Here is a 25,192-nt window from a genome sequence, read left to right on the forward strand (position 1 = left end):
CCGGCAGGACAGAGGGGGGTGTGACGGATCGCAACCTTGGCAATTACCCGACAAACCCCACGCGCTTGTGGCTGCCATCGCAGAACGGCTTGTTGGCGGAGTGGCCGCAGCGGCAGAGGAAGGTGCGTTGCGTGCGGTCGACCGTGTGGCCGGTGCCGGTGACGATTTCGAGATTGCCTTCGAGCTTGAGCGGGCCGTTGGTGGTCGGCGTGACGGTGAGCGGGCCATCGCGCGCTTCCAATGCCGGCGTGTCTTTCAGCGCCGGCTCGCCGGTGGCGGTGAAGCCCGCCTTGGCGTGGCTGCCATCGCAGAACGGCTTGTTTTCCGAGGCGCCGCAGCGGCAGAGCGTGGCGCGGTAAAATGTTTCGCCGCCCAGCACGATCTCGGCATGCACGGCCAGCGGGCCGTTTTCCCTTATGCGCACAATGTTGACCACCGGCGGCTGTTCCTGCGGCCCGCCATCCTTGCGGACATAGGTGATGGCGCCGGACGGGCAGCCTTCGGCGAGCGCCACGATCTTCTCGACGCTGGCCGCCTCGGGGTGGATCCACTGGTCGGGCGCATTGGGCACGAAGACACGCGGATCGCCAAGCACGCAGTTGCGCGAATGGATGCAACGTTTTCCCGAAAAGCCGATCTCTATGTTTTCGCCTTCGACCACTGCCATGGGTGGGATCTCCTCTCGGACTACGCTATGGCGACGGCCAGGACGACGTCAAGGCAGCATTCTCCACCTCGTGAGGGCCGACCTCGGGCGCGGCGGGAAGGGAATTCGCATTTTTTGCTCGCAGCACTACATTTTGTTCTTGCTTTGTGCCGGCAGCTATGCTACTAATTTGACTGTGGTGCCAATTGGCTCCAACGACCCGCCCCACCGAGGCGGGTTTTTTGTTTCAGCTTTGAATTCCGGCGTTGCCGGCCGACGTTGGCGGGACAGCGCTCCGCTGCTATGGCCTCTGTACGACCACCTGGCCCACAAGGGTGAGGCAATCGCATACAGGAGTCCCCCTCATCCGGCCGCTTCGCGGCCACCTTCTCCCCGAGGGGAGAAGAGGCTGGCGCCAGTGCAGGCGACTCCTCTCCCCTCGGGGAGAGGTCGGATTGCCCCGAATTCCCTTCGCAATTCGGTTGGCAATCCGGGTGAGGGGGCGCTTGCCGGTGTGCAATAGCCCTCGAACAAAAGGGAGACAGTTCACGGAACCAGATCGATTTCCTCGGTCTCGCCGCCACTGCAGGTGTAGCAGCAATCGTCGCATTTTTCCGCGTTGGCCGGGCCGACACCCCAATAGGTATTCTCGTCACCATCGACCCAGGCGCCGTAGCAGATCGATTCGCCGTCATTGCAGGACAGCGGGATCGACTTGGTCTCGCCGTCGTTGAGATAATAATCCTGATTGTTGCCCGGCCAGACGTGGTCGCGGTCCTGGCTGTACAGTTCGACGCGCATGGCGTTGGGATGGCTGTTCTTGATCTCGAACGTGACATCGCCGGCATGCGCGACGGGCGCAAACAATCCGACGATGAACAGCGCAGCGGCAACGCGGCGCGCGAAAGCGTAAGACAACATGATGATTCCCCCCGGAATGAAACGGCCTGCTCGGCCGCGCGGGGGAACATGGCATGGCGGGTTGAAGGGTGGAAGAGGTGATTGCGGCATTTGCGTCGCAAGACGCGCGAGGCTGCCAAGGAAGACCCCTCTCCGGTTTGCTTCGCAAACCACCTCTCCCCACTTCGTGGGGCGAGGAAACCGCCAATCGCCGAAGCCTCACAAGACCTGGGTTCCTCGCCCCCACATGGTGGGGGAGAGGTGGCCGCGAAGCTGCCGGAGAGGGGCGGTCCGACGGGCTCAACGATCGGGCTTCAGCAGGGTCCATATCCAGCCGATGAATGTGAGCACCACGAAGGGATATCCGGCAGCGGGCAGCGGCGCCGAGGTCGGCAGCAAAGGCGCGCCCCAGAGGATCAGGCCCACTGAGACGACGAACAGCACAGCCGCCACGACAGCGGTGAGCCGCATCCACAGGGCGAAGGTTTTCGGCGCGCTGACCATGACCAGCGCCGCCGCCCAGAGCGAGATACCGCCGACATAGGAGGGCACGCTGGCCTCAAGCCCCGCCGCATTGCCGGCGAGCAGCAGGCTCTCGCCGGCGAGAAAGGTCAGAAATCCGGCCGCCACGCAGTCATTGCCCAGCCGCTGATATTTCATCGTCAGCAGCGCGGTTGCTACCACCAGTGCGACGCCGTCGATCGTCCAGAGTGTTTCGCGAAGGGACGCGCTCTCGACGAAGGTGCCGACGAGGCCCATCGCGCCGCCGATGGCAAGGCCGATCGCGGCGATCGTGTCAGAGATAGCAGGGCTGGCGGGACGCATCGGGACCTCCCTTCCAAGCTCAAGGATACTTCAAGACGGGACCTTCTCCAATGGCGGCCCGCTGCCTAAAGCGAAGGGCATTGGCCGGCGCATATTTAATCGCATCGGGAGGCGGTTCGGTCAGCTCGAAATTGGGAACAGCCCGGCCACGGGGGAAATGGGCGTAACCCCGTTCAATCGCCCATCTTCAGCGCCTGGATAAACGCCTCCTGCGGGATATCCACCTTGCCGAACTGGCGCATCCGCTTCTTGCCCTCTTTCTGCTTGTCGAGCAGCTTGCGCTTGCGCGAGACGTCGCCGCCGTAGCATTTGGCGGTGACGTCCTTGCGCAGCGCCGAGATCGTTTCGCGGGCGATGACCTTGCCGCCGATCGCCGCCTGGATCGGGATCTTGAACAGATGGTGCGGGATCAGCTCCTTCAGCTTCTCGCACATCTGGCGGCCGCGCTTTTCCGCCGCCGTGCGGTGGACCAGCATCGACAGCGCGTCGACCGGCTCCTCGTTGACCAGGATCGACATCTTGACCAAGTCGCCTTCCTTGTAGTCGGTCAGGTGATAGTCGAAGGAGGCGTAGCCCTTGGAGATCGACTTCAGCCGGTCGTAGAAGTCGAAGACCACCTCGTTGAGCGGCAAATCGTAGATCAGCATGGCGCGCTTGCCGACATAGGACAGGTCGGCCTGGATGCCGCGCCGGTCCTGGCAGAGCTTCAGGATGCCGCCGAGATAGTCGTCGGGGGTGAGGATGGTGGCGCGGATCCATGGCTCCTCGATGGCCGAAATCTTGACCACGTCGGGCATATCGGCCGGGTTGTGCAGTTCCTTGACCGTGCCGTCGTTCAGCAGCAGGCGGTAGACGACGCTCGGCGCGGTGGCGATGAGGTCGAGGTTGAACTCGCGCTCCAGCCGCTCCTGGATGATTTCGAGATGCAAAAGGCCGAGGAAGCCGCAGCGATAGCCGAAGCCGAGTGCCGCGCTGGTTTCCATTTCGAAGGAGAAGGACGCGTCGTTGAGGCGCAGCTTGCCGACCGCGGCGCGCAGATCCTCGAAATCGGCTGCGTCGACCGGGAACAGGCCGCAGAACACCACCGGCTGCGCCGGCTTGAAGCCGGGCAGGGCTTGTGCCGTCGGGCGCTTGTCCTCGGTGATGGTGTCGCCGACGCGGGTGTCGGCGACTTCCTTGATCGAGCCGGTGAAGAAACCGAACTCGCCGGGGCCGAGCTCGTCGACATTGATGCGGGCGGGCGTGAAGACGCCGGTGCGCTCGACCAGGTATCTGGCGCCGGTGCCCATCATGCGGATGGTCTGGCCCTTCTTCAGTACGCCGTCGATGATGCGGACCAGCACGATGACGCCGAGATAGGCGTCGTACCAGCTATCGACCAGCATCGCCTTCAATGGAGCCGCGATGTCGCCCTCGCGCGGCGGCGGCAGATCGTTGACGATGGCTTCGAGCACGTCGGGAATGCCGAGCCCGGTCTTGGCCGAGATCAGCACGGCGTTGGAGGCGTCGATGCCGATCACCTCCTCGACCTGCTCGCGGATGCGCTCGGGCTCGGCGGCGGGCAGGTCGACCTTGTTCAGCACCACGACAATCTCGTGGTTGTTGTCGATCGCCTGGTAGACATTGGCCAGCGTCTGCGCTTCGACGCCTTGCGAGGCGTCGACGACCAGCAGCGAGCCCTCGCAGGCGGCCAGCGAGCGCGACACTTCATAGGCGAAGTCGACATGGCCGGGCGTGTCGATCAGGTTGAGGATATAGTCCTGCCCATTGTTGGCGCGGTACTTCAGCCGCACCGTCTGCGCCTTGATGGTGATGCCGCGCTCGCGCTCGATGTCCATCGAGTCCAGCACCTGCTCCTTCATGTCGCGCAGCTCCAGCCCGCCGGTCGACTGGATCAGCCGGTCGGCAAGCGTGGATTTGCCATGGTCGATATGGGCAACGATGGAGAAGTTGCGGATGTTTTTGATCGGCGTGGTCATGCGGCGCGCTTTAGCAGGGGCACGGTGCATCGGCAAGCGGCGGGGCGCGGACGGGGCGGCGGGACGGCAAAGTCGTTAAACTTTGATCCATGAGATTAGAGCATAGTTTGCGCCCGGCGTGATAGCCCCACTGGCCTATCGCCGTTTGGGGGGTCGGAATGCCGCTGTCAGCACGCAAATTTCTCAAATCGGTGAGCGGCTCGTTCGCGCCAATGCTCGCCATCTTGCTGATGCCGATGGTTGCCGCATTGGGTTTTTCCATCGACTATACCTCGGCGGTTTCAACCAGGGCCTCGATGCAGAACGCGCTCGATGCCGCGTCGCTGTCGATCACGACGCTGGAGACGACCACGACGTTGGCGGACCGCCAGGTGAAGCTGCAGGAGGCATACCTGGCCAATGGCGGGCAAGGCACGGCCAAGCTCGACAGCTTCGTCGTCGCTACCGACGGCGCTGCCAGCATCAAGGCTTCGGCTGGCTTCGCCATGCCGACGAGTTTCATGCAGATCGTCAAGATCAACACGGTGCAGGTCGGCGTCGCGTCCGCGGTGACAAAGCGGCCGGCATTGGTGGAGGCCACGTTCAAAGTCGATAAGATCTCGGGCTATTGGAACAAAACGATGACGCTCTATGGCACCAAGTTTGGTGACACGCTGGCTAACAAGCTGATGAAGATCGACTACACATACAACGGTTATGGCGACCCTAAGGGCTACGGCACAGCCAGCGTGTATACGATCAACGGAACGACGACCACGCTGGTCCAGCAGCAAGTATGCACGACCGCCACGGTGCTCAGCTTCTACGGCTTGCCCAGCACCACGATCACCCAGACCGACTCATACGGCAGGAAATACGCAACCACCTGCGTCAGCACGATGTATCCCGCGACGAGTGCTGGTGCGGTGATCGACGTCAGCCAGATGGACCAGCTGTACCTGCGGATGGATGTGCCGTCCGGCAATCCATCCGTGCTCAAATCGAACGATCCGGCGACATCGAACCGGCTTTACGCCGACGGCGTCGAAATTGCGAACGGAGAAACCGTCGATATCTTCACGCTCGTGCCATGCGGCCAGAGCAGCAAACAGGCTTGGGAAGATGGCGGCAATCCCGTACCGGCAGCCATTTCGAATGCCGACTTCTTCTACACGGTGACCGGCAAGTGCGCCTTCAACAAGCGGCCTTCGGAGACCGTGCTTACACAATAGCCGGGCCAAGTGCCGATCTCCCCCCGTGTGGGGGAGATGGCCGGCAGGCCAGAGGGGGCGCTGTCCCGCGGCTCTCGTAATTTGCAAATCTGGCAACCTCCAATCCGCTTGGCCCATCCTAGCATCGAGTTGGCGTTACTCGGCGTCCACGTAGGATGACGCTCGGTGGCGCCCCCCTCTGTCCTGCCGGACATCTCCCCCACAAGGGGGGAGATCGGATGTCGCCTCGGCTCTCGCCAATCCCTAAGACGAAAAAACTTGGACTTCTCCTCAATCACGAAGCGGTGATGCTGTAACGAACCGTGCGTCGGCGGCGAAGTTTGGACATGGAACCGCACATGAGGACAGCGATGACCGGATCGAAACGCAGCACGGCCCTTGTCGGGCTTTCCCTGGCACTGTTTTCGGCAATCGGGTTTTCGGCAACCAGCGCGGCTGCCGGCCAGACGCTGACCGTCGTCGAGCTGTTCACCAGCCAGGGCTGCTCGTCCTGCCCGCCGGCCAACGCCAATCTGATCAAGGTCAAGGACCGGCCCGGCGTGCTGGCGCTGTCCTTCAACGTCACCTACTGGGATTATCTCGGTTGGAAGGACACATTCGGCAAAGAAGAATTCACGCAGCGCCAGGTCCGCTATGAACCGTCGCTCGGCCGTTCCGGCCCGTTCACGCCGCAAGTGGTGGTCAACGGCAAGGCCGATGCGGTCGGCGCCAGGCCGGGCGAGATCGAGCAGCTGATTTCGAGCGGCGGCCACGCCGATGGACCTTCGCTGTCGCTCGCCGGTGGAAAGGTCAGCATCGGCGCCGGTCCGGTGCCCGGCGGCAAGGCCGATGTCTGGCTGGTGCGTTACGGCAAGGGCGTCATCGAGGTGCCGGTGGCGCGCGGCGAAAACACCGGCCGCACGCTGCCGCACGCCAATGTCGTGCATTCGCTGACCAGGCTGGGCAGTTGGACCGGCGACGCCACCGCGCTGCCGCTGCCGGCGACGACGGGCGGCCTCAGCACCGCGGTGCTGGTCCAGGTGCCGGGCGGCGGGCCGATCCTCGGTGCCGCTGCGAATTAGAACCCGTTCCGAAATTTGCGCAATGCCGCAGCGGCGCCGCCGCATGCGATCAACCCTGCCATAACCCAAGGAGACCACCATGACCAATCACCTGACCCTGGCGGCACTCGCCCTCGCACTTTGCTCGACGGCGCTGTTCGCCGGAGGCGCGGCGCGGGCCGAAGATGCGATGAAGCCGGCGAACGCCATGGCGACAAACGCCATGAAGCCGGCAACCGATGCCATGAAGCCGGCCGGCGCCATGGCGCCTGATGCAATGGCCACAACTGCGATGAAGGCGGGCGATCCGATGAGGGCCGACTGCATGGACAAGGCCGCCGCCGAGACGGACGCCATGAAGAAGGCAGAGGCGACCAAGGCCTGCGATGCCATGGCTCCGGCCAAATAGGCGATGCGCACAGCAATGTGAGAGCCCGGCGGATCTATCCGTCGTATAATCCACACCAGCATCATGGGAGATCAGACATGACCGGAGCCCTGAAACGATCGTCGATTTTCGCAAAAACAGCACTTGCCGCGCTCATTCTCACGGCCGCCGCTGCCGTGTTCTGGCAGACGCCGGCAGTCTCGGCCGAAGACGCGGTGGTGATCCCGCCGCCGGCAATGGACGAGAAGGCCACCGCCGGGACCGAAAAGGCGGTCTTCGCCGGCGGCTGCTTCTGGGGCGTCCAAGGCGTGTTCCAGCACGTCAACGGCGTAACCAGCGCGGTCTCCGGCTATGCCGGCGGCGACAAGGACACGGCCGTCTATGAAATGGTCGGTACCAGCCGGACGGGCCACGCCGAATCCGTCGAGATCACCTATCAGCCGTCCAAAGTCACCTATGGCCAGCTGCTGCAAGTGTATTTCTCGGTCGCGCACAATCCGACGCAACTGAACTACCAGGGGCCGGACAGCGGCACCCAGTACCGCTCGACGATTTTTGCCGAAAACGACACGCAGAAAAAGATCGCCGAAAGCTACATCGCCCAGCTCGACAGGGCCAAGGTGTTTGCAAAGCCGATCGTGACGACGCTGGAGACCGCCAAGACCTTCTATCCGGCCGAGGACTATCACCAGGACTTCCTGACGCTCAACCCGACCTATCCCTATATCGTCTACAATGATCTGCCCAAGGTCGAGAATCTGGAGCGGCTGTTCCCCAATCTCTACAGCGAAAAGCCGGTGCTGGTGCTGGCCGCCAACAAGAGCTGATTTTTTGCGCCGGCGGGCGCGACGGAGAATAAGCGTCGGCGATCCTTCGCACCCCCCTCTGTCCTGCCGGACATCTCCCCCGCAAGGGGGAGATCGGCTATCACCTCGACCTTCGCCAAATCTCCAACGTTCAGGACGAGCGGAGCGCTGAAACTGCTAATCTCCCCCCTTGCGGGGGAGATGGCCGGCAGGCCAGAGGGGGGTGCTGTCCCGCCAACGTCTCGAAACTACCTCCCCTTTTTCCAGGGCAGGCTCCAACGCACTTTCTCCAGTGTCGCCTTTGCCTCGGCCGAGTCCGGGTCGGGCTCTGTCTCACGATAATGCGCCGAGCCCCGAGGCGGGTAGGCAAGCGTGTTGTTGAGGGCAAATTTGTCGATCTGGCTGAACTCGGGGAAAGGCAGGTTTTCCGCCTCGCGCCAATCGCTGACCCTTTTCTCCGCGGCGATGCGTTTTTCGTCGTCGACCGCAAGATCGGTGGCTCTGTATTCCAGTGACGAAGGGAAGGCGAACTGCGCGCCGGCATCATCCATGATGTTGATCATGGACAACAGGATGTCCTCGCGGATGGCTTGGAATTCGGCCACGTCGGCGGTTTTGACGTAGGTGAACACGTCGATGTCGAGCGAATAGGCGCCGAAGCCGGCAAAGCGCACGCGGCATGGCTCGTCGATGACGCGCGGATGGGCGATCAGCAGCTTGCGCAACTCGGCCAGGACGTAACGCAGCTGATCGGGCGTCGTCTCGTAGCGCAGCTGCAGCGTCGTCGCGAACCGGGTGCGGTCGCGATGCGCGTAGTTCTCGATCTGCATGCCGGCGAAATCCGAATTCGGCACCGAGATTATCGTGCGGTCGAGCGACCGGATGCGTGTCGAGCGCATGCCGATATGCTCGATCGTGCCGGACTGGTCGCCGAACTTGCAGAAGTCGCCGACGCTGACCGGCCGATCGGCATAGAGCGTCAGGCCGGAGAGGAAGTTCTGCAGCGTCGGCTGCGCCGCCAGCGCCACCGCCAGACCGCCGATGCCGAGACCAGCAATGACGCCTTCGTAGGGAATGGCGAGCACTTCGGCCAACAGCAGGAAGGCGACGACCAGCACGGCGACGCGCGCGACGCCGGTGGACAGCGAAATCAGCGTGTCGTGGTAGCCGGGCACTTGCCACAGTCCACGATAGTGTTCGGCGACCTTGCCGATCAGGTGCCAGACCACCGGCACGGCACCGATCACGATCAGGCTCCAGGCGATTGCCTTGACCGGGGCGGCGACCACTTGCGGCAGACCGAGCGGGCGCAGCGTCAACAGCAGGAAGAACCCAAGCACGATCGAACGCACCGCCCATTCGACGATGCGGAAGAAGGCCGAGCTGTCCGTCCTTCGCACAATCAAGGAAATCAGCGCATTGGCGATGAAGCCGAAAACGATGCCGGCCACTGCGGCAAGGCCGAGCATCCACCACTGCCAGTGCTCCATCGGTCCGGCGCGGGTGAGCAGGCCGGGGCTGATCTCGCGGGCGAGGCCACGGGCGATGAAGAACGGGTCGGTGCTGGCGAAGGCAGCGAACTCCGGCGCCACCGGCACGTCTTCCACGTCGGCGTAGAGCGCGCGGATGTGGGCGAGCGTCTCGGGCGTGAACTGCCAGATCTTGCCCTTCTCGGTCTCGACCGGGCCGATGACGATGTTGCCGGCGGGATGCTCGAAATAGATGAAGGGGGTGTTGCTCTTCGGGTCGTCGGGGATCTCCTGCCAGTAGACATAGCCGATGCGGTCGATGACCTTTTTGAGATAGCGCTCGAGCAGGAACGCCTCGTCGCCGCGCACCGCCTGACTGTAGTTGCGCAGGTCGAGCGCCGCCTGTGCCGGATCGCCGGCCTCGGTGAGGCCGCTCAACAGTACCTTGAACGTATCGCGTGGCGAGGCGAGCCTGCTCGGATCGTCGACCATGTCGACGGCTTCGCCACGCGCTTCCTGGAATTCGGCGAGCTTGGCCTGAAGCTGGCCAAGTGGCGGCCCGACGATAGACCACTCGCCATTCTTGCGGCGAAAGGTGAGATCGAAGGAAACCCTGGTGCCGTATTGCGGGAGCGTCGCCGTCACCTCGTCGCCGGCAATCGTATCATGCGGCAGGCTCCACAGGCGGAACGTCGCGTTGTCGATGACGGTGAACAGGAGCTTGGTGTAATCGGGCATGTTGAGGCCGCCGCGGTCGGCCTCGGTGACGTCGACGAGGCCCGCTGCCAGACCGGCAAGACCCATGCCGCCGCCGGTCGCGCGCGGCACGTTGTCGGCGCCGCTCTCGTTCATCGTCTGCAGGAACGAGCGCATGGTGCTCATCGGGCTCGACTGGTCGACACGGACGTCCTCGACGGCGCTGACGCGCACGCCTGTCCACCATTCGGCGGTGGCGACATCGAAACGGCCCATGAAGCTTTCGCCGTCAGGCGACTGGACGAAGGTGAAGGCGCCCTGGCGGTCGCCTTCGAACCAGTGGCCGACAAGCTTGTCGCCTTCGGCCTTCGCCTCGATACGGCCGCTGTAAAGCGGGTAGACGCCCTTTACGTCGGCGCCGGTCTGCTCGAACTTGATCTGGGCGCCGCCGCCGCGCCATTTCGTGTCCCACACGCCGGTCCAGCTGGCCGCGTCCTGCGCATGCGCCTGCGGCATGGCCGGCAGCAGGCCTGCAAGCGCGAGTGCGCCGACCAGCGCGACCGTCCGGATCAGCATCAGCAACAGCCGATCCTGTCTCGCCGCAAAAAAGGGGGTCATTCTGTTGCCCTTCTTCTGCCGGCGATTCTGCTGGGCCGGCCAGAGAAGGTTATTCCGCTTGAAGATGAATATTCTGTTTCGGCCGGCGCCGGCGAAGCCGGTCAGTCATAGGTCAGATCCGTCGCCTTGCCGCCGAACACGCGGTAGGCAAAGAACGAATAGAAGATGATGATCGGCAGCACGACGACTGTCCCGACCAGGATGACGGCCAGGCTTTCGGGTGCCGAAGCAGCCTGCCAGATGGTCAGCCGGTCGGGCACGACGAAGGGGTAGAACGACCAGGCGAGCCCGGCAAAGCCAAGCGTGAAGATCGCGGCCAATGTCAGGAACGGGAGCAGCGCGTGGCGATCGTCGGGCTTCGGCAGATGAAAGGTCTGGCGCCACAGCCACAGGAACAGCACTGCCGACAGGATCGGCAACGGCGACAAATAGAGCATGGCCGGCCAGACGAACCATTTGTCGAAGATGCGCGCGCTGGCAAAGGGCGTGGCCAGTGATACTGCAACCATGCCGAGCGCGGTCAGCACCAGTGCCGTGCGCAGCCACAGCACCGCTTTCTTCTGCAAGTCGCCTTCCGTCTTGTAGATGACCCAGGCCGCGCCCATCGCCGCGTAGGCGGCGGCAAGGCAGAGCGCCACCAGCGCCCCGAAAGCCATGCCGCCAGGGCCGACGTCGAGGCCGAGCACATAGACGCCGAGCATATAGCCCTGCGCCAGCGACGCGATGACCGAACCGAGGAAGAAGATGCGGTTCCAGCGGTGCTTCCTGCCGGCCGGCACTTTGGCGCGGAAATCGAAGGCGACGCCGCGCAGGATCAAGCCGACCAGCAGCACGAAAACCGGAATGTAGAGCGCGGTCAGGATGGTGCCGTGCGCCAATGGGAAGGCGACCAGCAGCAGGCCGACCGCCAGCACCAGCCAGGTCTCGTTGGCGTCCCAGAACGGGCCGATGGCGGCGATCATCGTATCCTGTTCGGTGTCTTCGGCTGCGGCGAACAGGATGCCGATGCCGAGATCGAAGCCGTCGAGGATGACGTAGATCAGGATGGCTAGGCCCATCAGGCCGGCGAAGATCAGAGGCAACAGGGTCGGCCAGTCGAAGCTCATGATGTTTCTCCCGGTTGCGCAACCGGCTGCGACAGCGGCCTGTTCATGACGCCCGGCAGCGGCGAGGTGTCACCATCCTTCGCCGCCTTCAATGCCAGATGCACCAACACGCCGAGATAGGCGATCAGCAGCAGCACGTAGAGGATGAGATAGACCGCGAGCGACAGCGCGACATGGCTGCCGGCGACCGGGCCGACAGCATCGGCGGTACGCAGCACGCCGGTGACCAGCCAGGGCTGGCGGCCGATCTCGGTGGTGTACCAGCCGGCCAGCGTCGCCAGCCAGCCGGACAGTGCCATCGGCACCATGACCAGCGCCAGCGGCTTAGGCAGGCTGTGGCGACGCTTGAGGAAGAAGGCCGCCGACCAGGAGACGACGAGCATCAACAGGCCGGTGCCGACCATGATGCGAAAGCCCCAGAACACCGGAAACACCGGAGGATGGTTGCCGGCATAATCGTTCAGCCCCGGTACGATGCCGCCGGCGCTGTGCCTGAGGATGAGGCTGGCGCCGTCGGGAATGGTGAGCTCGAACCTGTTCTCCTTGGCCGCTTCGTCGGGAAGCGCAAACAGCACCAGCGGCACGTTGGGACCGGTGTTCCAGTTGGCCTCCATGGCGGCGATCTTCTGCGGCTGATGTTCAAGCGTGTTGAGGCCGTGCTGGTCGCCGGCAAAGATCTGGATCGGGATCAGGATCGCGGCGGCGAAGACACCGGTGCGCAGCGCCTTCCACATCGATTCCGAGCGATCGCCGTAGAGATAGCGCAGCGCCGACAGGCCAGCGATCAGGAACGAGACGGTCAGCCCCGAAGCAAGCAGCATATGAACGAGCCGGTAGGGCATGGACGGATTGAAGACAACGGCCCACCAGTCGGTGGCGTGCGCAACACCATCGCGAATTTCGAAGCCGGCCGGCGTCTGCATCCACGAATTGAGGGCGATGATCCAGAAGGCGGACAGAGTGGTGCCGCCGGCTACCAGCACCGTCGCCAGCGTGTGGACGCGGTTTGAGACGCGGCGGAAGCCGAACAGCATGATGCCGAGGAACGCCGCCTCGAGGAAAAAGGCCGTCAGGATCTCGTAAGCCAGCAGCGGGCCGGCGATGTTGCCGACCGTCTCCATATAGCCCGGCCAGTTGGTGCCGAACTGAAAACTCATGGTGACGCCGGAAACCACGCCCATGGCGAAGGACAGCGCGAATACCTTAACCCAGGTGAAATAAGCGCGCATCCAGGCGGAGTCGCCTGTCGCGTTGTAGCGGAGCTTGAAGAACAGCAGCACCCAGCCGAGCGCGATGGTGATCGCCGGGAACAGGATGTGGAACGAGATGTTCGCGCCGAACTGTATGCGCGACAGGATGAGCGGGTCCATGGCGGCTCCAGCTGCTGCTTGTTTGTACAAGGATAGGCTTCATGCGCCGGGCGGTCAAAGCGGCGTCCCGCCGCGAGGCGGAACGCCGCAGTGCCGGTTAATCTGCTTTTGCGTGGAATTTTGCTGGACGACCAGGCGGGTGTTGCCTATTCCGGCGAACCTCGATGTCCAGAACTGTCAGGAGCGCCATTGACATCCGGATTTGCGCACCGACATTCAGCGGATTAAATCAACAACTCTGTTTCAAGCAGCCGTTTTCAGCCATGCAGCCGATCATCTCGATTTCCGGGGTCACGAAGACCTACGCCACCGGCTTCAAGGCGTTGAAGGAGATCAATCTCGATATCGTGCGCGGCGAGATATTTGCGCTGCTGGGGCCGAACGGCGCCGGCAAGACGACGCTGATCTCGATCGTCTGCGGCATCGTCAACCGCTCGTCGGGCACCGTCACGGTCGACGGCCATGACATCAACCGCGACTACCGCGCTGCGCGCGGCCTGATCGGGCTGGTGCCGCAGGAACTGACCATCGATGCCTTCGAGAGCGTGTGGGCGACGGTCAATTACAGCCGCGGCCTGTTCGGCAAGCCGGCGGACAAGGCGTTCGTCGAAAAAGTGCTGCGCGACCTGTCGCTCTGGGACAAGAAGGACGCCAAGGCGATCACGCTGTCCGGCGGCATGAAACGCCGGCTGATGATCGCCAAGGCGTTGTCGCACGAGCCGCGAATCCTGTTCCTCGACGAACCGACCGCCGGCGTCGATGTCGAGCTGCGCCAGGACATGTGGGCGATGGTGCGCCGGCTGCGCGAAGACGGCGTCACCATCATCCTGACCACGCACTACATCGAAGAAGCCGAGGCGATGGCCGATCGCGTCGGCGTCATCAACCGCGGCGAGATCGTGCTGGTCGAGGACAAGGCCGAGCTGATGCGCAAGCTTGGCCGCAAACGGCTTGTGCTGGAACTGCGCAGCCCGTTGGCCACCGTTCCCGATGTTTTTTCGCACTACGCGCTGGAGCTTTCGCCCGATGGCGGGCAGCTGACCTATACCTATGACAACCAGAGCGAACGGCCGGGCGTCGCCTCGCTGATCCGCGAGCTCGAGGCGGCCGGCATCCAGTTCCGCGACATCGATACGGAAAACAGCTCGCTCGAGGAGATCTTCGTCAATCTGGTGAGGAAACAGGCATGAACCCGCGCGCGGCCATGAACCTTCATGCGGTATGGGCGATTTATCGGGTGGAGATGGCGCGCGCCCTTCGCACTGTGCTGCAGAGCATCGTTTCGCCGGTCATTTCGACGTCGCTCTATTTCGTCGTCTTCGGCTCGGCCATCGGCTCGCGCATCACCGAGATCGACGGCATCAGCTACGGCGCCTTCATCGTGCCGGGGCTGATCATGCTGTCGCTGCTGACGCAGTCGATCTCCAACGCCTCCTTCGCCATCTACTTTCCGAAATTCGTCGGCTCGATCTACGAATTGCTGTCGGCGCCGGTGTCCTATCTGGAGATCGTCATCGCCTATGTCGGAGGTGCGGCGACAAAGTCGATCGTGCTTGGCCTGATCATTTTGGCGACGGCCTCGCTGTTCGTGCCGCTGACGATCGAGCATCCGTTCTGGATGCTCGCTTTCCTGGTGCTGACGGCCGTGACCTTCAGCCTGTTCGGCTTCATCATCGGCATCTGGGCAAGAAGCTTCGAGCAACTGCAGCTGGTGCCGCTGCTGATCATCACACCGCTGACCTTCCTCGGCGGCAGCTTCTATTCGATCAACATGCTGCCCGGCATCTGGCGCACGGTGACGCTGTTCAACCCGGTGGTCTACCTGGTTAGCGGCTTCCGCTGGAGCTTCTACGGCAAATCCGACGTTTCGGTCGGCGTCAGCCTCGGCATGACGGTGGTTCTTCCTGCTTGTCTGCATAGCGATCGTCGCCTGGATCTTCAGAACCGGCTACCGGCTGCGCAACTGATCGATTGGCCTTGCCAAGCAAAGCAGCCTTATCGATCAACGGAAACAGCACTGAGTGCAGCCCCTGCAACGATAGCCCCTTGACCTTCATGTTTTGTTATATATCATGTTATGATTTATCGCGAGGCGGATTGGCCTATGGAAGACGTCATACGATCGCTTGGCTTCCTGTGCCTGGGCAGCAGGATGAAGCGTATAGGCGAGCAACTGCAAGCGGAGGCGCAGCGCCTTCTCGACCGGCTGGATGTTCCGGTTCAGGCGAGCCAGTACCCACTGCTGGCCGCGCTCGACAGGCTAGGCCCCCTGCCTGTCGGGGAACTGGCGCAATCCCTTGGCATCGCGCAGCCAGGCGTAACGCGAAGCGTCTCGCTTCTCGCCGAGTTGGGATTGCTCGAGGTCAGTCCGTCGATCGATGACCAGCGGCGCAGGATCGTCTCCCTCACCAGGGACGGCCGGCGGCTGGTCGATGTCGCAAAGCGCGAGGTCTGGCCGCGCATCGAGAACGCCGTCGCGGATCTGTGCGCGGATCTTTCGGGGCCGCTTCTCGATCAGTTGGCCGCCATCGAGGACGGCCTCGCCGCGGCTCCTCTCGACCGTCGTGCACCAAAACCGAGAGATGCCGTGCAATGAAACACCTGCTTGACCGCCCGATCTGGAGCGCGCTTCAGACGCGACATCAGGCCTTCGCGCAAGGTGGCAACCTCGCCAGGCGACATCGGCCGTCGATTGTTCCTTTCGCCGCCACTGGCGCGGACGACGCGGAAAGCCTGCGGGCGCTCGAAAAGCTTGTCTCCCCGGGCGAGAGTGTGATCCTGCTTCAAGCGGACGCCATTGCTCTGCCCACGGGGCTTTCCGCGACTTCGACCGCGGCCGGGGTTCAGATGATTGCCGAGCAGCCATTGCAGATCGTGTCCGACGGGCGCGTGCAACGTCTGACGCGAGACGACGCCGCTGAGATGCTGGCTCTGGCGTTGGTCACCAAGCCTGGCCCATTCACGCTCGAAGCCTTGAGCCTGGGCGATTTTTGGGGTGTGAAAATCGAGGGCAGACTTGCAGCAATGGCCGGCGAGCGCATGAAGCAACCTGGCTATACCGAACTCAGCGGAGTGTGCTCACATCCGAAATTTCGCGGCGGTGGCCTGGGCAAGCTGTTGTCCATATTCGTGGCAAACCGGATAGTGGCGCGCGACGAAATTCCCTATCTCCACGCTTATGCCAGCAACGCCACGGCCATTAGACTTTACGAGTCCATTGGCTTCAGGTTGCGAAGCACAATGAATGTGGCCGTGGTTCAGCGCACCGAATGATTCGTCGGCGCATAATGCGTAGCATGGATGCATCCCGCATCGGGAAAGGAAGGATTTCGTATCGCCGAAATCCTTCCTTGAGACTGCAAGACCTTGCTGCGTGTCAGACCGCGATCTTGCCACCACCTTGCCTGGTGATGGCAACGACCGCCGGCCGCACCGGCATGTCCGGCTTGAAGTCGGGCCAGCGGGTCGACAAATCCTCATAGTAGGACGGACGGCCGAAAGCCTCCCAGTCCTCGCCACCGTCGCCTGGATGCTGGACGGCAACGAAAGCGGTCTGGTCGTCCGGCGCAAACAGGGGACCACACATTTCGGCGCCGATCGGCACGCGGAAGAACAGTTTTGAGGTCGCCCGCGCCGGCCCTTCCGTATCGACCGCCCACAGACCGTCGGTGCGGCCAGTGGCCTTCGGACCCTGACCGTCGGTGGCGACCCAGAGGCGGCCGGTCGAATCAACCGCGCAATTGTCCGGCATGCCGAACCAGCCATTGGCCGTGGTTGCGGTCGAGAAGGTGGCGCCGACTGCCGCAACCGAGGGATCACCGCATTTCAAGAGCACCTCCCACTTGCCCTTGGTGGCGGCAAAATCGCCGCCGTCCTCGACGATCTCGATGATGTGGCCAAAGGCATTTTCGGCACGCGGGTTGGCGGCGTCGACCTGATCGGCCTTGCGCTTCGAATTGTTGGTCAGCATGACATAGACCTTGCCGTTGGCGGCATTGGGCTGGATGTCTTCAGGGCGGTCCATCTTGGTGGCGCCGAGCAGGTCGGCGGCGCGGCGCGTCTCGATCAGCACGTCGGCCTGGCTGGCAAAGCCGTTCTCCGCCGTCAGCGGCCCTTGGCCGAAGACGATCGGCAGCCATTCGACCGAACCGTCGTCGGCAAACTTGGCGACATGCAAGGTGCCGTCGTCGAGCAAATCCATATTGGCGGCGCGGTCGTCCGGATTGAACTTGCCTGTGGTGACGAACTTATAGACATAGTCGAAGCGCTCGTCGTCGCCGAGGTAGAAGACGACACGGCCATCCTTGGCGACGATCGATTCGGCGCCCTCATGCTTGAAGCGGCCCATTGCGGTGCGCTTCTTCGGCACCGAAGTCGGATCCTGGACGTCGACCTCGACGATCCAGCCAAAGCGGTTCGGCTCGTTCGGCTCCTTGCCGATGTCGAAACGGTCGTAATGCGCTGCCCATTCATAAGCACCTTCGGGAATGCCGAGGCGCTTGTAATTGGCGGCTTCCTTGTGGCCTTGCGGCAGCTCGCCCGAGAAATAGCCGTGGATGTTCTCCTCGGCCATGACATAGGTGCCCCACGGCGTGACGCCGCCGGCGCAGTTGTTGACGGTGCCGACAACTTTCGTGCCGCTCGGGTCGGCGCTGGTCTTGACTCGGTCATGGCCGGCGACGGGGCCGGACAGCGCGATCTCGGTGTTGGAGGTGATGCGGCGGTTGAGCTTGCCGTCGCGAACGACCTGCCATTTGCCGGCTTCCTTGCGGATCTCGACAATGGTGCCGCCATGCGCGGCCATCTCGACGTCGACTTGTTCCTTGCTGAGAGGCGCCTGCTTGGCTTTGCCATCGACGATGGTGACGAGGCCCGGAAACATCAGGTGCGGATTGGTGTATTCGTGGTTGACGACCAGCAGGCCGTGCTCGGCCGAGCCGTCGATCGGGATATAACCGACATAGTCATTGTTGTAGCCGAATTGTCTGGCCTGGGCTTCCGCCGACTGTTTTGTCGGATCGAATTCCGGCGAATCGGCGAACAGCGGATCGCCCCAGCGCAGCAGCACGTCGGCGTCATAGCCGGGTGCGACGTGATGCTTGTCGTCGATGCCGGCCTCGATCTCGTCGAAAGCGAAGGCGGAGCCTTCGGCGGCGCGGGCGTTGTCGGCGGTGATCAGCGCCAGCGGGCTGACGGTAGCGGCTATGGCCGAGACGGCAAGCGAGCCCTTGAGGAAGCCGCGGCGCGAGAACCGCGCGGCGATGATCTCACCCATGGTGCGGTTGTCGCTGGGATTGGCTCCTGGCCCATCGTTTTCCTCGAGCAGGCTGGTGCGGAAATGAGCGTCAGGGGTGCGATGTTCGGTCATAGGGCCTGCCTCTGGCTGGATGGATTGCTGGAGCGTTTTGCCTGGCCAATCCGGTATCGCCGGCAGGTCACAGTTTGATGACATGCCGGCTAATTGCCACCTGCGATTTCGTGCCCAACATCAGCCCCGCTTGACCGCGACCGGCGCTTCGGAAACAAGAGCTGCGGCAGCCGCGCAAGGATCGCATCGGGAGGAGCAAAAAGTGAGTTTCTGGGGACTTGGGCAGCTCTGCATTTCGACAGTGATCTTCCTGCTTGCGGCGACGGCGGCGAAGCAATGGGGACTGGCGCCGAGCTTTGGCAAGATCGTGCTGACGTTGGCGCTCTATTCGCTCGGCAATCTGATCATGCTGAGGCTGATCCGTGAATTCGGCATGTCGGTGTCGTTCAGCCTGTCAGCGGTGATCCAGCTGGTGTCGGTGAATGTGGTGGCGCTGGTCTTCTTCGGCGAGCGCGTCAATGCCTTGCAGGCGACCGGCATCGTGCTTGCCATCGCAGCTGTGGCGCTGATCACGCTCGGACCCTATCTGCAAAGGCTGTAACTGCGATCGGGCCGATGAAGAAGACCGCAAGCAGACTGCGCAACTGGCTGGAGTTCCCGGTTCTGCTGGCCGGGCTGATCATTGCCGGCGGGCTGTGGGGGTTCGAGGAGCTAATGGAGATGGCGCGGGCCACTACGCCGCATGCCTTCGATACCGAAATCCTGCTTGCCTTCCGCAAGGCCGGCCAACCCGACAATCCGATCGGACCGGCGTGGCTGGAAGGAGCGATGCGCGACATCACCAGCCTCGGCAGCGCCAGCGTGTTGGTGCTGATCACGGCAGCAATGATCGTCTATCTGCTCCTCATCCGCAGGCCAGGCGCGGCGCTTCTCATGTTCATCGCGGTAGCGGGCGGCCAGGTCCTGTCAAGCGTGCTCAAGTTCGATATAGATCGGCCGCGCCCCGATCTGGTCTCGCATCTCGCCGATGTGGCATCACTTTCGTTTCCGAGCGGCCACGCCATGCTGTCGGCGGTGACATATTTGACGCTGGGCAGCATGGCGGCGCGGTTTTTGCCCGGGCGGACAACGAAGATCTATGTGCTCGGTCTGGCGGTGCTGACGACGGTGGTGGTCGGCATCAGCCGCATCTATCTCGGCGTCCACTGGCCCTCCGACGTATTGGCCGGCTGGTGCGCCGGCTTTGCCTGGGCGATGCTGTGCTGGCTTGCGGCCCGGTTCCTGCAGCGATGGCTCGGGCGGGCCGGCGGCACCTGACTCATGTCAGTCGATTTGCGGTCAAATCAGCCTGTTGATCAGGCCATGACCGCAGCCTGCCAGCAGGAAAACCATCGACAGCAAGGCTGTCGAGGTCGCCAACGCATTGAATATCTTCACCTGCTCATCCTTTTTGAGTCGTTGTCTGTGAAATCGGGATCGCAATGGATGTCCCGCCAAACGATGCCGAATTGTAGCATGCTAGCGCATCGGCTGGCAAAGAGTGCTGCATGTTTCACATATGCAAGATGATGCTTGAACCATCATAATGAAGGTATTACACGTGATATCGCAGACTCAGACGGGGGTTATGGCCGATGATCACTGCCGCGCAGATGCGTGCCGCGAGGGCGCTGGCCGGCATCGATCAGAAGACGCTCGCCGAGCGCGCCGGGGTTTCGCTTCCAACCATTCAGCGCATGGAAGCGAGCGACGGCGTGGTCCGGGGCGTGGTCGATACGCTGATGAAGGTCATCCAGGCCCTTGAAGAGGCCGGGGTCGAGCTGATCGGCGACAACCAGGCGAGCGAGCGTGGCGGCAGGGGCGTTCGCCTCAAGCCTGTCACGCCGCAGAACCCGCAAGGCTGACGGTACTGCCGCATCGCCGAAAATCGAAATCGATTTTCGGATAGTCCAATGCGCGGTTCAAAAGTGTTGGAGCGTACCTGTGCGTCGATTTGGACGCACGCCGCTCCAAGTCGCGACGGCGACCGCCGACAGTCCTGCCGACGATCCCGCCGCCTCCTTGGTTTCATGGGGAAGGCACTCGATGGATCAGACCCGGCGGGCAGTGCATCAACCGGCACGGCCGACATTTTCCGAACTGTTCACGCCGAAGCTGGTGACGGTGCTGCGCGAGGGCTATACGCTCGCGCACTTCAAGGCGGATGCCATCGCCGGGCTGACTGTCGCCATCGTGGCGCTGCCGCTGTCGATGGCAATTGCCATTGCTTCAGGCGTGACGCCGGAGCGCGGGCTCTACACCTCGATCATTGGCGGCTTCCTGGTCTCGGCGCTTGGCGGCAGCCGTTTCCAGATCGGCGGCCCGGCCGGCGCCTTCATTGTGCTGGTGGCTGCGACGGTGGCGCGAATTGGCGTCGACGGCTTGCTGCTGGCGACGATGATGGCCGGCCTGTTCCTGCTTGCCATCGGCTATCTCGGGCTTGGCACCTACATCAAGTTCATCCCCTATCCGGTGACCGTCGGCTTCACCGCCGGCATCGCCGTCATCATCTTCTCCGGCCAGATCGTCGAACTCTTCGGGCTGAAGCTCGCCGGCAAGGAACCGGGGCCGCTGGTGCCCAAGCTGATGGCCATCGGCGAGGCGGCCGGAACGATCAACCTCGCCGCAACCGCGGTGGCGGCACTGACCATCATCACCATTGCGCTGTTGAAGCGGTTTCGGCCGAAGTGGCCGGCCATGCTGATTGCCATCGGGCTGGCATCACTCGTCGTGGCATTGCTCGCCATGCCGGCCGAAACGATCGGCACGCGCTTCGGCGGCATCCCGCGCAGCCTGCAATGGCCGGCCTTCCCGCCGCTCAGCCTCGACAGGATAATCGACGTGCTGCCGGACGCCATCGCCTTTGCGCTGCTCGGGGCGATCGAATCGCTGCTGTCGGCCGTCGTCGCTGACGGCATGACCGGAAGGCGGCATCGCTCCAATTGCGAGTTGGTGGCGCAGGGCTTCGCCAATATCGCCTCCGCCTTGTTCGGCGGTATCTGCACCACCGGCACCATTGCCCGCACCGCGACCAATGTACGGGCCGGCGCGCATGGACCGGTCTCAGGCATGATGCACTCGGCCATCCTGCTTGCCCTGATGCTGGTGGCGGCACCGCTGGCCAGCTATATCCCGCTTGCGGCACTTGCCGGCGTGCTGGCGGTGGTGTGCTGGAACATGTTCGAGAAACAGGCCTTCGCCACCTTGCTGCGCGCCTCGCGCGGCGATGCGCTGGTACTGCTGGCGACGTTCCTGATCGTCATCTTCCGCGACCTGACCGAAGGCATCGTCGTCGGTTTTGCGCTGGGCTCGATGCTGTTCATCGACCGCATGGCCAAGAGCATCGCGGTGGAGGCGGACCATCAATCCTTGGTCCAGGAAGACGTTGCCGACCGCGCCAGCGCTTATGATTCCAGCGAGGCGAGCGATGCCGATACCGTCGTCTACCGGATATCGGGCGCCTTTTTCTTCGGCGCCGCCTCGACCGTCGGCACGGTGCTGGACCGCATCGCCGACCAGCGCAGGAACTTCATCCTCGACTGTTCGGCGGTGCCGTTCTTCGATTCGACGGCGGCCAATGTTATTGAGGGCGCGGCCCACAAGGCCAAGCGCGCCGGCGTTCGCTTCATTATCTCAGGCGCTTCACCGCAGACACGCCGCATGCTGATCAACCACGGCGTCAAGCGGCCGCTGGTGACTTATGCCGCCTCGATCACGGATGCGCGGGCGCAGCTGAAGAAAGCCGCGCCCGCCGCCTGAGCCGATGGCTGGCTTAGTCGAGGCCTAATGCCGCGATCTCTCCGTCGTTCATCAGCGGCACGAAGATTGTCGACTTGCCGTCGGTGCCGATGTCGGCGCTGCCCGGCTTGAACGTCGCAACCGCTTGCGGCGTGCCGCCGGCTTTGTAGCTGTAGAGCGTGCCGGTCATATACGCGGTGGCGTAAACGCTGCCGCCGATGGCGACGACGCCATCGAGGTTAGCGAACTTTTCTGCGCCGGGCAGTGACGCAATTGCCTTGGTGGCGAGATCGACCGAGAGCAGGCCGCCCGGCTCCGCGGTGCTGAAATCGGGCTTGATGCCCTTGCCCCACGAAGCGACGATCAGCCGGCCGCCATCGGCGAAGATGCCATTCGGCGAAGCAAGCGCCGCATCCCTGACGAACAGTTCGGGCCGGTCGCCGTCGATGCGATAGATCGTATCGGCAAGCATATCAGTGACGTAGACCTTGCCGGACGCGTCGGCGGTCACGTCGTTGAGGAAGACCGCGTTCGGCACGTCGATCGTCGATGTTAGCTTGCCGCTTGCGAGATCGACGACGCGCACATGGGTGAGGTCGGCGACGTAGAGTTTGCCGTCGGCAATCGCCATGCCCTTGGGCGCGTCCATGCCGTCGGTCCAATGTTGCGTAACCATCTTGCCGTCCACAGACAGGACCGACAGGTATCCATTGCCGTCGGCGTCGCCGGGATTGCCAACGATATTGGAGATGATGATGCGTTTGCCGGCGGCATCGAACAGCGCCGATTCCGGTTGCTCAAGCCCGGTAGCGCGCCAGAGTTCGGCCGCCTGAACTGCCGGCGCGGCGGCGATGCCGACCAGGGCGAGAAGTATCGAGGTGAAGAGGCTCTTCATGGCTAGTCTCCTGTAATGGAATGGGGGAGAGCTAGGCCTTTCGATACTTTTCGGGAAGATGTATCGGGACTAGTACCGAAGGCTGATACCAAATCGCGTAAAAGAGGTGCATCCCATGAACGGCCCGATCTTCGAAGCGCTGAAGCGGACGCTTAAGGCCAAGGGCGTGACCTACCGTGTCCTTGCCGAGCGGATGGGCGTTTCCGAGCCGACGGTGAAGCGCATCTTCCATGAGCGCAACTGCAAGCTCGACCGGCTGATCGAGATCTGCGATGCCGCCGGCGTGGAGTTGGAGAACGTGCTCGGCTCGATGAACAGGGGACCGGGACCTGCCAACCGGATCGCGCCGGAGATCGAGCGCAGGCTCGCCGGGCGGCCGGCACTGCTGTTCGTCTTCGTCATGCTTTCCGAGAAATTCACGCCCGAAGGCATCATGCGCTCACAAGGGTTGAGCGAGGCTTCGATGTTCCTCTATCTGCGCGACCTCGAGGAACTCGGCCTGATCGCACTCGGTGGCGGCCTGTCGGCAAGGCTGCTGGTCGAGGCGCCGATCCAGTGGAATTTCGACGGGCCATTGCGGCCGCTGTTCGAGATGACCAACAAGAATTTCATCGGCTGGGCCATCACCCATCTTGAGCGCGAGGCGACATTCGTCAGCTTCTCCAGGCGGATGCGGCCGGAAACGGCGGAAATGGTCAGGCGCGAGGCGGAGGAATTGGCGGAGCGCGCCAAATTGCTTGCTCATCACGACCAGCACACGACGCCCGAAGACGGGCTGGTCGGCTACAAATGGACGTTTGCGTTCGGCGCAACGCCGTTCCCGGTGATCATGCCGATCGGGCCACATCCGCGCGACGCAGGCGCGCGGACGGACAATCGAGTTGCGGCCGCCGCAAACGGACGACGTCTGCCGGCCTAGGTCAAATCACGGAACGACTGAGGTCGGATTCTTGGGTTTAGGCTGCTGTCCTCCACAGACGCCTTGTAAGCCGCGAAGACTAGGCAGGCGCGCCGAAAACTAGGCAAGCGGCGCCTATAAATTGGGTGACCGTACCGATGTGCATGGACATCGGCTTGCGTAGGGTGAGCCTGTGATTATCCCGGCTGCTTTGCAGTCCGGGGCCGGCGTCAGGAGGTGCGCACGGGACACCGGCCAGTAATTTATGCATCGCTTCGCAGGTTACGGGAGCACGTCGCGAAGCCGTCGCATTCGTTGACCGCAATGCAAACCTGAACGCTCTTTCGTGGCGTTGTTTCTTCATCACGGCGGTGTCTCCCAAATTGATGGCGCTGCCGATCAAGGAGGTCGTGACCATGAGCGCGCTCTTAAGGGCATGCTTGCCTTGCGTCCTAAGCGTGATCCTGGCGGCGACACTTGCCGCGTCCGCGGACGAGCCGGAGCTTAGAGGACCCAATGCCGATCCAGGCTCAGGATTGCCGCCGTTGGTCCTGCCTTATATCGAATTGCTCAGCGCACCCGGTGTAGTAGCATCAGCGACGCTTGCCGCGCCCGCGGGCGACTCGGAGCTTATGGGACCCGATCCCGCCCGGCCCGGCATCCAATTGCCCGGCGCACCTGGTGCTCTTGCTCCCATGAAGATGTCTGACCGCTCGCAGCCGGCCGCGCTAATGGCAATAGCGGTATGGCTTTCGTCTGAACTCGGCCTTCCGTCGATCGAAGAGCCCCCGGCGGTAAGCTTCGTACCTGCGCGCAGGATGGCAGGTTTGCGGTTTCGCGACGTGGCGGCGGATCGCTGGAACAGCAGCCCCAATTTTGCCAGTCCGGACAATGTTGGCAAGCAGCCCACTGTTATTGCTATCTACGATGACGAAGCACGGACTATCTTCTTGCCGGAGGGCTGGACAGGCGGCACCCCGGCGGAGCTGTCGGTACTTGTGCATGAGTTGGTCCATCACGTCCAAACCGTGGCCGGGCTGAAGTTTGCATGCGCGGAAGAACGCGAGAAGGCGGCCTTTGAGGCGCAAGAGCGGTGGCTTGCCTTGTTCGGCAGCGACCTTCTGAAGGAATTTGAGCTCGATCCTTTCACGCTGTTGGTTCGCACGAACTGCCTGTATTGATGCTGAAGCCGCTTCGGGGGCAGCCAGTCTGACTGAGCTTCTTACCCCAGAGTATCGGCCGCAAAACCGGTTCTCGGAG

General features: G+C 63.0%; 22 protein-coding genes and 1 pseudogene. 14 read left to right on the forward strand and 9 right to left on the reverse strand.

Features of this window, described 5'->3' with window-relative positions:
* Positions 1–43: 43 nt before the first annotated feature.
* From NKI22_RS25430 to lepA, 4 genes are all read right to left on the reverse strand, one after another.
* A complete protein-coding gene (locus tag NKI22_RS25430) occupies positions 44–667 on the reverse strand; it encodes a CDGSH iron-sulfur domain-containing protein (RefSeq protein WP_023718894.1) in 624 nt (207 codons plus the stop codon).
* Between the two features lie 525 nt (positions 668–1,192).
* Complete coding sequence (locus NKI22_RS25435; RefSeq protein WP_502896353.1) at positions 1,193–1,567, reverse strand: hypothetical protein; 375 nt, start codon at positions 1,565–1,567, stop codon at positions 1,193–1,195.
* Positions 1,568–1,846: 279 nt separating this feature from the next.
* Positions 1,847–2,371 carry a hypothetical protein gene (locus tag NKI22_RS25440; RefSeq protein ID WP_352815861.1) on the reverse strand — a complete coding sequence of 175 codons (525 nt, stop codon included), beginning with the start codon at positions 2,369–2,371 and terminating at the stop codon, positions 1,847–1,849.
* A gap of 173 nt (positions 2,372–2,544) precedes the next feature.
* Positions 2,545–4,350, reverse strand: a complete 1,806-nt coding sequence (gene lepA, locus NKI22_RS25445; protein WP_023718891.1) for a translation elongation factor 4 — start codon at positions 4,348–4,350, stop codon at positions 2,545–2,547.
* Positions 4,351–4,508: 158 nt separating this feature from the next.
* Here lepA and NKI22_RS25450 point away from each other — a divergent pair, with 158 nt between their 5' ends.
* From NKI22_RS25450 to msrA, 4 genes are all read left to right on the forward strand, one after another.
* The gene (locus tag NKI22_RS25450; protein WP_352815863.1) at positions 4,509–5,561 is read left to right on the forward strand and encodes a TadE/TadG family type IV pilus assembly protein; all 1,053 of its coding nucleotides are present in this window, start codon (positions 4,509–4,511) and stop codon (positions 5,559–5,561) included.
* Between the two features lie 350 nt (positions 5,562–5,911).
* Entirely contained in the window at positions 5,912–6,622 is a 711-nt protein-coding gene (locus tag NKI22_RS25455) for a DUF1223 domain-containing protein (protein ID WP_352640358.1), read from the forward strand.
* Positions 6,623–6,701: 79 nt separating this feature from the next.
* Complete coding sequence (locus NKI22_RS25460; protein ID WP_352640359.1) at positions 6,702–7,010, forward strand: hypothetical protein; 309 nt, start codon at positions 6,702–6,704, stop codon at positions 7,008–7,010.
* 77 nt (positions 7,011–7,087) lie between these two features.
* Positions 7,088–7,816, forward strand: a complete 729-nt coding sequence (gene msrA / locus NKI22_RS25465; protein WP_352959139.1) for a peptide-methionine (S)-S-oxide reductase MsrA — start codon at positions 7,088–7,090, stop codon at positions 7,814–7,816.
* A gap of 227 nt (positions 7,817–8,043) precedes the next feature.
* On the opposite strand, the gene NKI22_RS25470 is transcribed toward msrA, so the two are convergent.
* From NKI22_RS25470 to NKI22_RS25480, 3 genes are all read right to left on the reverse strand, one after another.
* Positions 8,044–10,578 (reverse strand): mechanosensitive ion channel family protein, encoded by a 2,535-nt coding sequence (locus NKI22_RS25470; protein WP_352815865.1) that lies wholly within the window; start codon positions 10,576–10,578, stop codon positions 8,044–8,046.
* A 101-nt stretch (positions 10,579–10,679) separates the two neighbouring features.
* Positions 10,680–11,684: a cytochrome d ubiquinol oxidase subunit II gene (locus NKI22_RS25475; RefSeq protein ID WP_352481386.1), complete on the reverse strand. Its 1,005-nt coding sequence runs from the start codon at positions 11,682–11,684 to the stop codon at positions 10,680–10,682.
* The gene (locus NKI22_RS25480; RefSeq protein ID WP_023718884.1) at positions 11,681–13,054 is read right to left on the reverse strand and encodes a cytochrome ubiquinol oxidase subunit I; all 1,374 of its coding nucleotides are present in this window, start codon (positions 13,052–13,054) and stop codon (positions 11,681–11,683) included. The genes NKI22_RS25475 and NKI22_RS25480 overlap by 4 nt, the downstream gene beginning before the upstream one ends.
* 263 nt (positions 13,055–13,317) lie before the next feature.
* Between NKI22_RS25480 and NKI22_RS25485 the strand changes: the two genes are divergently transcribed.
* The 4 genes and pseudogenes from NKI22_RS25485 (at position 13,318) to NKI22_RS25500 (ending at position 16,327) form a co-directional block, all read left to right on the forward strand.
* Positions 13,318–14,244, forward strand: a complete 927-nt coding sequence (locus NKI22_RS25485; protein ID WP_352640363.1) for an ABC transporter ATP-binding protein — start codon at positions 13,318–13,320, stop codon at positions 14,242–14,244.
* A gap of 14 nt (positions 14,245–14,258) precedes the next feature.
* Positions 14,259–15,021, forward strand: a pseudogene (locus tag NKI22_RS25490) (ABC transporter permease).
* Between the two features lie 137 nt (positions 15,022–15,158).
* Positions 15,159–15,650, forward strand: coding sequence for a MarR family winged helix-turn-helix transcriptional regulator (locus NKI22_RS25495; protein ID WP_023718881.1), 492 nt, complete (start codon positions 15,159–15,161; stop codon positions 15,648–15,650).
* A complete protein-coding gene (locus NKI22_RS25500) occupies positions 15,647–16,327 on the forward strand; it encodes a GNAT family N-acetyltransferase (protein ID WP_352640364.1) in 681 nt (226 codons plus the stop codon). Before NKI22_RS25495 ends, NKI22_RS25500 begins: the two co-directional genes overlap by 4 nt.
* A 103-nt stretch (positions 16,328–16,430) precedes the next feature.
* On the opposite strand, the gene NKI22_RS25505 is transcribed toward NKI22_RS25500, so the two are convergent.
* Positions 16,431–18,422 carry a PhoX family protein gene (locus NKI22_RS25505; RefSeq protein ID WP_023718879.1) on the reverse strand — a complete coding sequence of 664 codons (1,992 nt, stop codon included), beginning with the start codon at positions 18,420–18,422 and terminating at the stop codon, positions 16,431–16,433.
* A 202-nt stretch (positions 18,423–18,624) separates the two neighbouring features.
* Here NKI22_RS25505 and NKI22_RS25510 point away from each other — a divergent pair, with 202 nt between their 5' ends.
* From NKI22_RS25510 to NKI22_RS25525, 4 genes are all read left to right on the forward strand, one after another.
* The gene (locus tag NKI22_RS25510) at positions 18,625–18,963 is read left to right on the forward strand and encodes a hypothetical protein (protein WP_023718878.1); all 339 of its coding nucleotides are present in this window, start codon (positions 18,625–18,627) and stop codon (positions 18,961–18,963) included.
* A 14-nt stretch (positions 18,964–18,977) separates the two neighbouring features.
* Positions 18,978–19,679 carry a phosphatase PAP2 family protein gene (locus tag NKI22_RS25515; RefSeq protein WP_023718877.1) on the forward strand — a complete coding sequence of 234 codons (702 nt, stop codon included), beginning with the start codon at positions 18,978–18,980 and terminating at the stop codon, positions 19,677–19,679.
* 317 nt (positions 19,680–19,996) lie between these two features.
* Positions 19,997–20,266 carry a helix-turn-helix domain-containing protein gene (locus tag NKI22_RS25520; protein ID WP_023718875.1) on the forward strand — a complete coding sequence of 90 codons (270 nt, stop codon included), beginning with the start codon at positions 19,997–19,999 and terminating at the stop codon, positions 20,264–20,266.
* A gap of 181 nt (positions 20,267–20,447) precedes the next feature.
* The gene (locus tag NKI22_RS25525) at positions 20,448–22,160 is read left to right on the forward strand and encodes a SulP family inorganic anion transporter (RefSeq protein WP_352939222.1); all 1,713 of its coding nucleotides are present in this window, start codon (positions 20,448–20,450) and stop codon (positions 22,158–22,160) included.
* A 13-nt stretch (positions 22,161–22,173) separates the two neighbouring features.
* Here the strand turns inward: NKI22_RS25525 and NKI22_RS25530 are convergent, their stop codons facing one another.
* The gene (locus NKI22_RS25530; protein WP_352851348.1) at positions 22,174–23,034 is read right to left on the reverse strand and encodes an SMP-30/gluconolactonase/LRE family protein; all 861 of its coding nucleotides are present in this window, start codon (positions 23,032–23,034) and stop codon (positions 22,174–22,176) included.
* A gap of 115 nt (positions 23,035–23,149) precedes the next feature.
* Here NKI22_RS25530 and NKI22_RS25535 point away from each other — a divergent pair, with 115 nt between their 5' ends.
* Positions 23,150–23,953 carry a helix-turn-helix domain-containing protein gene (locus NKI22_RS25535; RefSeq protein ID WP_352851346.1) on the forward strand — a complete coding sequence of 268 codons (804 nt, stop codon included), beginning with the start codon at positions 23,150–23,152 and terminating at the stop codon, positions 23,951–23,953.
* 365 nt (positions 23,954–24,318) lie between these two features.
* The gene (locus NKI22_RS25540; RefSeq protein ID WP_156948065.1) at positions 24,319–25,113 is read left to right on the forward strand and encodes a DUF6647 family protein; all 795 of its coding nucleotides are present in this window, start codon (positions 24,319–24,321) and stop codon (positions 25,111–25,113) included.
* Positions 25,114–25,192: the final 79 nt, after the last annotated feature.

The sequence above is a fragment of the Mesorhizobium sp. M0778 genome (assembly GCF_040320105.1).
Lineage (GTDB): Bacteria > Pseudomonadota > Alphaproteobacteria > Rhizobiales > Rhizobiaceae > Mesorhizobium.

Excerpts from the sequence above, each read along its gene's own strand:
- NKI22_RS25540 (WP_156948065.1), top strand. The coding sequence starts at position 24,319 with ATGGCGCTGCCGATCAAGGAGGTCGTGACCATGAGCGCGCTCTTAAGG.
- NKI22_RS25520 (WP_023718875.1), top strand. The coding sequence starts at position 19,997 with ATGATCACTGCCGCGCAGATGCGTGCCGCGAGGGCGCTGGCCGGCATC.
- NKI22_RS25480 (WP_023718884.1), bottom strand. The coding sequence starts at position 13,054 with ATGGACCCGCTCATCCTGTCGCGCATACAGTTCGGCGCGAACATCTCG.
- NKI22_RS25460 (WP_352640359.1), top strand. The coding sequence starts at position 6,702 with ATGACCAATCACCTGACCCTGGCGGCACTCGCCCTCGCACTTTGCTCG.
- NKI22_RS25505 (WP_023718879.1), bottom strand. The coding sequence starts at position 18,422 with ATGACCGAACATCGCACCCCTGACGCTCATTTCCGCACCAGCCTGCTC.
- NKI22_RS25470 (WP_352815865.1), bottom strand. The coding sequence starts at position 10,578 with ATGACCCCCTTTTTTGCGGCGAGACAGGATCGGCTGTTGCTGATGCTG.
- NKI22_RS25455 (WP_352640358.1), top strand. The coding sequence starts at position 5,912 with ATGACCGGATCGAAACGCAGCACGGCCCTTGTCGGGCTTTCCCTGGCA.
- lepA (WP_023718891.1), bottom strand. The coding sequence starts at position 4,350 with ATGACCACGCCGATCAAAAACATCCGCAACTTCTCCATCGTTGCCCAT.
- NKI22_RS25495 (WP_023718881.1), top strand. The coding sequence starts at position 15,159 with ATGGAAGACGTCATACGATCGCTTGGCTTCCTGTGCCTGGGCAGCAGG.
- NKI22_RS25430 (WP_023718894.1), bottom strand. The coding sequence starts at position 667 with ATGGCAGTGGTCGAAGGCGAAAACATAGAGATCGGCTTTTCGGGAAAA.
- NKI22_RS25500 (WP_352640364.1), top strand. The coding sequence starts at position 15,647 with ATGAAACACCTGCTTGACCGCCCGATCTGGAGCGCGCTTCAGACGCGA.
- NKI22_RS25485 (WP_352640363.1), top strand. The coding sequence starts at position 13,318 with ATGCAGCCGATCATCTCGATTTCCGGGGTCACGAAGACCTACGCCACC.
- msrA (WP_352959139.1), top strand. The coding sequence starts at position 7,088 with ATGACCGGAGCCCTGAAACGATCGTCGATTTTCGCAAAAACAGCACTT.
- NKI22_RS25435 (WP_502896353.1), bottom strand. The coding sequence starts at position 1,567 with ATGTTGTCTTACGCTTTCGCGCGCCGCGTTGCCGCTGCGCTGTTCATC.
- NKI22_RS25440 (WP_352815861.1), bottom strand. The coding sequence starts at position 2,371 with ATGCGTCCCGCCAGCCCTGCTATCTCTGACACGATCGCCGCGATCGGC.
- NKI22_RS25475 (WP_352481386.1), bottom strand. The coding sequence starts at position 11,684 with ATGAGCTTCGACTGGCCGACCCTGTTGCCTCTGATCTTCGCCGGCCTG.
- NKI22_RS25450 (WP_352815863.1), top strand. The coding sequence starts at position 4,509 with ATGCCGCTGTCAGCACGCAAATTTCTCAAATCGGTGAGCGGCTCGTTC.
- NKI22_RS25535 (WP_352851346.1), top strand. The coding sequence starts at position 23,150 with ATGAACGGCCCGATCTTCGAAGCGCTGAAGCGGACGCTTAAGGCCAAG.
- NKI22_RS25530 (WP_352851348.1), bottom strand. The coding sequence starts at position 23,034 with ATGAAGAGCCTCTTCACCTCGATACTTCTCGCCCTGGTCGGCATCGCC.
- NKI22_RS25515 (WP_023718877.1), top strand. The coding sequence starts at position 18,978 with ATGAAGAAGACCGCAAGCAGACTGCGCAACTGGCTGGAGTTCCCGGTT.
- NKI22_RS25525 (WP_352939222.1), top strand. The coding sequence starts at position 20,448 with ATGGATCAGACCCGGCGGGCAGTGCATCAACCGGCACGGCCGACATTT.